Annotated in this window: 8 protein-coding genes and 1 pseudogene; 1 reads left to right on the forward strand and 8 read right to left on the reverse strand. The window is 35.9% G+C overall.

Translation table 11 applies throughout. The annotated features are described in order from the left end of the window. Window positions 1–26: 26 nt before the first annotated feature. From B2008_RS00005 to B2008_RS00040, 8 genes and pseudogenes are all read right to left on the reverse strand, one after another. On the reverse strand, window positions 27–1,619 hold the full coding sequence (locus B2008_RS00005; protein ID WP_281829495.1) for an APC family permease: 1,593 nt from the start codon (window positions 1,617–1,619) through the stop codon (window positions 27–29). Between the two features lie 19 nt (window positions 1,620–1,638). After that, window positions 1,639–2,341: pseudogene (locus tag B2008_RS00010) on the reverse strand (serine hydroxymethyltransferase); the annotation flags it as partial. A 35-nt stretch (window positions 2,342–2,376) separates the two neighbouring features. Then, on the reverse strand, window positions 2,377–3,618 hold the full coding sequence (locus tag B2008_RS00015; RefSeq protein WP_281829496.1) for a tyrosine-type recombinase/integrase: 1,242 nt from the start codon (window positions 3,616–3,618) through the stop codon (window positions 2,377–2,379). Further along, the gene (locus B2008_RS00020; protein WP_006738228.1) at window positions 3,605–3,817 is read right to left on the reverse strand and encodes a DUF3173 family protein; all 213 of its coding nucleotides are present in this window, start codon (window positions 3,815–3,817) and stop codon (window positions 3,605–3,607) included. The genes B2008_RS00015 and B2008_RS00020 overlap by 14 nt, the downstream gene beginning before the upstream one ends. Before the next feature lie 185 nt (window positions 3,818–4,002). After that, window positions 4,003–4,536, reverse strand: a complete 534-nt coding sequence (locus tag B2008_RS00025; RefSeq protein WP_286822192.1) for a rolling circle replication-associated protein — start codon at window positions 4,534–4,536, stop codon at window positions 4,003–4,005. 145 nt (window positions 4,537–4,681) lie between these two features. Beyond that, on the reverse strand, window positions 4,682–5,515 hold the full coding sequence (locus B2008_RS00030) for a cell division protein FtsK (RefSeq protein WP_281828535.1): 834 nt from the start codon (window positions 5,513–5,515) through the stop codon (window positions 4,682–4,684). Beyond that, a complete protein-coding gene (locus B2008_RS00035) occupies window positions 5,515–6,078 on the reverse strand; it encodes a hypothetical protein (RefSeq protein ID WP_281828536.1) in 564 nt (187 codons plus the stop codon). The genes B2008_RS00030 and B2008_RS00035 overlap by 1 nt, the downstream gene beginning before the upstream one ends. Then, window positions 6,078–6,491 carry a hypothetical protein gene (locus B2008_RS00040; protein ID WP_281828538.1) on the reverse strand — a complete coding sequence of 138 codons (414 nt, stop codon included), beginning with the start codon at window positions 6,489–6,491 and terminating at the stop codon, window positions 6,078–6,080. Before B2008_RS00040 ends, B2008_RS00035 begins: the two co-directional genes overlap by 1 nt. Before the next feature lie 244 nt (window positions 6,492–6,735). Here B2008_RS00040 and B2008_RS00045 point away from each other — a divergent pair. Continuing rightward, window positions 6,736–7,160 (forward strand): hypothetical protein (locus B2008_RS00045; protein ID WP_286822194.1); only part of this gene is annotated, 425 nt, incomplete at its 3' end.

Consider the following 7,160-nt stretch of genomic DNA (forward strand, 5'->3'; position numbering starts at 1 on the left):
CAACAGGATTTGACAAAGAGCCCTTTTTATTGCGTTTTTTGGTTAATTTTAACAGCTGCTGGATCTGGCTTATTTTTACTGGTATGAATGCCCCAATAATAGAACAGCAAAGAAACTACGATGATGAGTACGAAGTCCCAAGGATATTTTATCCAGTCTTGCCCGCCAAATCCGCTGCTGCCGCAGTATGACATAAGTGACATGCCGACTAAATAAACGATAATCCACCAAGCATGCTGCAATTGTTCATGCAAATCGGATTTTTGATACTTTAATTCATAATAAATATAAACTGGCAAGCCAAGAGCAATGACAAAAATTACTTGAATCGTGGTTGGCCACATTGACCAGTAGATTGCCAAGCTGGTTAGCACAAAAGCTAGCGGCGCTAAAAATTTCATATAGTTTGGTTTAAACGGACGCTGCAATTGCGGTGCAATTTTTCTTAATGAAATCACGGTGACTGGCCCTGTTAAATAAGCAATCAAGGTTGAAGACGCGATCACAGTTGCCAGTAAATTCCAGTTGCGAAAAACGCTGACTAAAATCATTGCCAAAAGCAAATTGGTAACCATCGCAAAACGTGGAATCATGTATTTTTGATTCAATCTTCCTAGCCACTTCGGCAAGTGCTTGGTATGCGTCATTGCTGCCAAAGCTCTCGAAGCGGTAGCAACAAAGGCTACTCCCGCCCCAAACGGCGACACGAATGCACCTAAGTAGAGCAAAATAACCAGCCAGTTAATGCCGAGCAAAATAGCTAAATCAGCAAATGGCGAGTTAAAGTTGATGCCATGCCAGCCGGATTTTGCCAAAGAACTCGGATCAATTGCGCCGATAAAGGTCACTTGCAGCATGATATAGATCGCTGCCGTAATCAGCATTGAAATTAAAACCCCACGCACAATGTTTTTGCGTGGATTTTTTATTTCGCCACCCATATTAATTACTGTTTGAAAGGCATCATAAGACATAATGATCCCTGAAACTGAGGTAGCTTCGAAAATTGACCGGCTGCCATATGGCATGAAGCCGTGCAAACTGGTGCCAAAGTTCTGCGCATGAAAGCCACTGCAAATTAAAGTAATAATCGTCAAAGTTGGCAGTACAATTTTAAAAACCGAAATCAAATTGGTAAAGTGCGTCATAATTTTGACAGACCAATAATTGATTAAGGTAAAAATTACCATAAACGCAAATACCACGGCCAAACCACTAGTAGTGATATTGCCTTGATGCATAAAATTCTTCGTCCAATTAGCCCAGGGCCACGGCCAAGATGACATATATTGCACTGCGGCAACGGCCTCCATCGGAACCAAAGTTACCAATGAAATCCAGTTGGCCCAGGCTGCAATAAAGCCAAGCAATGGCCCATGACTGTATTGGGCATAACGGCTCATTCCACCGCTTTCCGGAAACATTGACCCGAGTTCAATGTAGGTTAACGCAATCGCAATAATAATAATTGCTCCTAGAACCCACGATAAAATAGCTGCTGGGCCAGCAATTCTAGCAGCAGAGCCTGAGCCAAACAGCCAGCCTGAACCAATCAGTGAATTAAGGGCCAGCATGACAGCTGAAAAAAGACTTATTTGATGTAATTGATGTTTTTTCACTATTCTCTATTCCTGCCAACTAATTAATTGGATGCTTAGCAGTTAACTCTTGAACTGCTTTTTTAACTTCTGCAATGGTTGCTTCGTCCGTAGAATTGTTTAAAATCTTAGAGATCAGATCGGCAACTTCACGGGCATCTTTTTCGCTAAAACCCCGGCTGGTAATTGCTGGAGTCCCTAAACGCAAGCCACTGGTTACAAATGGACTGCGTTTATCCCCAGGGATTGATTCTTTATTAGTCGTAATATTAACGGAATCCAGCAAGTTTTGGGCATCTTTACCGGTTAAACCAGTTTTCGTGATGTCAATAATCATCAAGTGGTTATCGGTGCCACCGGAAAACGACGCGAATATTTGCACCATTTTTGGTAAATTCATCAGCCATTGCGGCCGCGTTCTTTACTACTTGATTAATATAATCGGTAAATTGCGGCTGCAGATCTTCGTAAAAAGCCTGGGCTTTGGCAGCAATCACATGCTCGAGCGGTCCGCCTTGTGTGCCTGGGAAAACAGCGGAATTTATTTTTTTGCCCAATTCAAGGTTGTTGGACAAAATCATCCCACCACGAGGGCCACGCAAAGTTTTGTGCGTTGTTGTCGTTACAACGTCGGCGTAAGGAAGCGGACTTGGATGAGCACCTGTAGCAACCAAGCCGGCGATGTGGGCCATATCAACCATTAAGTAGGCATGAACATCATCGGCAATTGCCCTGAAGGCTTCCCTTAGAATAAGAGACGTTCCTTTTATATCAACGATTACACGGCTTTTTCTTTGTTTTGGCAAACTTTTGGCATACTAACAATAGCATTCCCACTTATATTTTGATTACCATTGAATTCAACTAAGGATTTTTTAGCCGGTGTAATGTTCATGCTTCCTTCCATTCTTGAAGCGATCTCCAAATCATTATCAGGAAACATATGAGCATAATATTGTAAAGTCACAGTTGGTGATTTATGTCCCAATCTATGTGCTACCGTTAAAACATCCGCACCCATTTCAGCAATTAAATAAGAAGCATTTGAATGCCTTAAGCCTCGTCCATCTATTCTAGCTACTCCAGCTAACTTAGCATATCTTTTAAGCCAGGTACTAAGTGTAGATCTATTAGTAGGACAATTATCATAACTCAATACGAAATCTGTTACTCCATGCTTTTTCTGGCGTTTCTTCCAATCTTTTAAAACCTGCAGTAACTCATCATCAATCGTAACTGTCCTTTTACCAGCATTAGTCTTGGTATAAGGTTTGATTTCATACTCAAGTTTATTTTTATAATGCAAATTATGAAAAATTCTTACACGTCCATTGGTTAAATCAATATCAGACCATTTTAGAGCAAAACCTTCTGATACACGACAACCAATTCTATAGTAGAAAAGGAATGTAACATAGATTAGATTTTCATAGAATGAATCAGTATTAATACAAGCAAGAACTTTTTCAAATTCTTCTTTAGTCCAATATTTTTCAATTCCTTTTCCTTTAGGCACTGCTTTAGTCTTCATAGAGGGATTAATAGTTATTAGGTTTATTTCTACGGCGTAGTCCAAACTTTGTCTAAATGACGTATAAATAAGACTGACATAACTTTGAGAATAACCTGATTCAGTCAAAAGCCAAGTTCGATATTTTTCACATTCAGCTACAGAAATGTCTTTTAGCCTTTCATCAGCAAAGAAATCAACAGCTTTAAAAAACATTCTTGAATGAGTATCATAAGTGCTTGCTTCAACGTCTCCCTTGTATTTAGGCATGAAACGTTCTTTCATAAATCGTGCATAACTGATATCGTTCAAATCAACATTCAAATATAATTGCTTAATTCTTCGTGCTTCTATAGATGCTTCACGGCCAGAAGTAAAGGGATGCCCTAAAGCATCCCTTCTTCCTTTCTTAAATACTTGTTTTCCTTTGGAATCTCTTCCTAGAAAAACATTATAATAGTATTTTCCCTTTGAATCTTTATAGACATTGGCATATTTAGTTTTTACCATCAATATGGTCTCCTTCCTTATTGGGAAGAGCTAAAACCCTATTAATAGCACTTGTAGGCACTAAACCCACGCGTCTACCATTATAAAACCCATAGCCTTCTTTTACTAGGTTTTCTTTAGCAAGTCTAATAATTCTTCGTGCTTGATTTTGAGGAAAACCCATGGCTAACAAATCTTTATAGTTAATCATTTTTTCCATAAGTCTTTTCCCTTTTGGTATAAAATTCCGTTTTAATCTTTATTTGTTTACCATATCTATTCTTAAGATTACGAATATAAACTTTGGGTTTATGTAGCTTTTCTCTTGCTTTTAGCGATAATACTTCTCGTTTTTGTCCTTTTTGAATCTTGGGATCAACTAAATTTCTTGATCTTCTATAAATTCTAATTCCTTTGGGGTAAAACGATAGTCGCCCACCTTTTATTACTTTTTTTTGAAATTGCTTTACCTTTATCAGAACTTTTTAAATCAATTTCTATGTTTGAAACATACGCCATAACATACGCTGAAACATTATCCGAATTTTTTAAGCGTTTGGTAGAAGTAAAGCCTTTTCCCCATAGTTTTTCTATATCCGAATTAGGAATATATAATTTAGAATTATTCATAGTTTTCATCAACACATGAAGATGCCATCTACCAGAGGCTTGTGGCTCAAGTACTGCAATATACTCAATTGTAGAATTATATTTTTCCCTTAATTTACGAATAAATCGCTTAAAGTCTTTATACACAATCTCAGGACTATTTTTATCAGTTGCATTGACATCTTCTCGATAAGTCAAAGTAATCCAAAGTTGATCTTTTCGATTAATTTTGTTGGAAACAAAATTTGCTCCAATTAATCGTCTAAGTCTTTTCATAGTTCTTCTTACACTATCAAGATTATCAGTTCTTTTTTCAGACTCTTGATTCATATTCTTGATTTCACCAGTTTCAAGAACTACATATCTGTGTCNNCTCTTGTGTTAGATTAATCAAGTTAATATAGAAGCCAGCCACTACGTGACTGGCTTCTGGTGTGGCACAGACCGAAGGCCATGATGACCACACCCAATACAATTATCTAGTACATAACTTTAAATATTTTTCATCGCTCTGATTTACCAAAGCTTGTTGAAGAATATTCCAAAAATTATCAGTGTCTATATAAGGAGCTGCAAAAGGTGTGGCCCAATCCAAATTGTGACCTTCAAGCCATAGCATCCCTTCACCTACATCTAAATACTCATTTGGGATTTTCAAGTCATTTCCAAAGGTTAATCTATAAGCTTCACTAGTAGCATTCCCCATATGGACTTTAAGTCCAACTTCTTCTTGTATTGCTGTTGACAGTCCTGAATTTGTAACCGTTGCTTGTTGCGTTGCAATGATTACGCCAAATAGTGCTTGCCGATTAAGCATCATTAATTCATGCATGAGATTGAACCATTTAAATTTTTGAATCTTATCTTCTTTAGTTACTGCATCATTAAAAACCGCACTAGTCGCAGACCACTCGTCAATAATTAAATAATAAGCAGGCATCCCTAATGATTTAGCTGTAGATCCAAATGAGGTCTCATTCTGAATAAATTCCAGTTGTTGCTTCATAAAACCAACAAATCTTTCAAGTATCTTTAGAGCATCGCTCTTAGTATGAGCCACTCGATTTGATGGTAGTAGCATTTTTAATCTTGCAACATCTGAGTTCTTTAAATCAATTGCAAAAATCTGAGTTGGTATCATCGATGTACCAAGTAAATCATTTTGCTTTTGAGGTAACGTTGCTAACATTACTATTAAAGATAAGAGCAAGAAGCTTTTGCCTGAACCTCTTGCCCCAGTGATTAATGCAGAAATATGGTCCGCAATATTCCACTTTATTGATTTAGTAATATGCACAGAATAATACATTAGAAATGCAGCCTATCCTTTTCAATAGCGTGTCTAACAATATAATGTACATACCCATCACGATAATATGCTGATTGAATAGCACATTTGGCATTATTTAAAGCTAAAAAAGAATTAAAATCTCCAATTGTGTCATCATCTAACATTTGTTTTCTCAAATTTCCAATTGCTGTTAATTTAAAGCCATAATCAGTGATTACAACTTGAGGTAATCTAATTTTATTGCAATCATGAGAATCTTTTTCAAAAATTCTCATAGAATACAATTTTTGTTCAAATTTATAACTTCTTAGAGCAGATAAATCATACTTAGTATTTGATTGTTTTAAATCATTTTGAGCTCTAATGAGCCAACGCCAAGCGCTAGGTATCATACAAACAATACCTACAACTATGATCCATTTTGCGATCAAATCAATTACTAACGCAAACCAAGGAATATTAAAGGATAGAATTTTTAATATGAACCCTGCAAAAACAAAAAATATTCCAAGTATCGGTAACAATATACGATTATTCCATCCATTAGGAGATGGTGCTTGCCTTTTATTATACTCACGCATTATCTACTACCTTGATCTCTTGATTTTTGAACCCCTTGAGGAAAAATCACATTATCTGCACTAATACTACAATTGATGTTTGCAAATGTACTCCCCTCAGAATTAGTAGCATAAATGGCATGACAAACTGGATTAACCAATTTAACATTTGGAATCATCCCATGTATTGATGGCATATTCTCTTGATTAATTCGAACGTTGAATGTCTCGCCCAAATTAGGCTCTTTCAAGACTTCTCCGTCAGACTTACTATACTGATTTCCATCTGCGATTACAGCAAATGTTAAAGTATAATAATCTTTATCTTTTACATTTTGTGCAATTACCTTGCGTTGCTTTAACATAGCAAGTTGCATTTTGTCTAAAGCACCTTTAACGCCATTGTTAGCAAAAGGAATTAAATTTAATGGCATAATGCCCTCCTATTTAATCTAGGGTTTTAATTTATTGAAGCGATAACCCTTTCTAACCTCGCCTCAATGTTTATTAAAACAAGATTTATATTGGGAGTCAGTGTAATGGGTGTCGTACCCCTATACACTTATAATTCATATTTTCGATAAATTACGCTTTTCAATACTTTTCCAATTCTTGCTTTATAATTTATTTAATCAGCCCTAATTTGAGGAGATAAAAATAATTAATGATCCAAAAGATATGATTCAAATGTATAAACACACAATTAAAACCGAACTTAATATATTAAAAGAAACCAATCCACATAAATTAAAACAGCTTAATCAAAACAATTCTTTAATAAATAAGTTACCCTATTTTCCCAATAATTTTTCTCAAGTAATTAAAGAAGCTATTACTAACATTGAAAAGAAAACGGGGACTAAACTATCACAATTTGACTTTTTTGCAGAATATTATGATGAATATGAGGATAATCCATCTATACTTTCTTCCTTCAAGTCGTATTTTAAAAATAGTCGTCCGTCGCCTATACGAATGATCAACATCTTAAATTTTATTAATGATAAAATGCCAAAAAAGCATGTATTTGATCCTAATTTCGACAAAGATATTCAAATCTTTCTTGCTAAAATAAATGATGGAGACTGTAAAATAGTTTGTGT

This window comes from Lactobacillus sp. UBA5813, from assembly GCF_002417895.1.
GTDB lineage: Bacteria > Bacillota > Bacilli > Lactobacillales > Lactobacillaceae > Lactobacillus > Lactobacillus amylolyticus.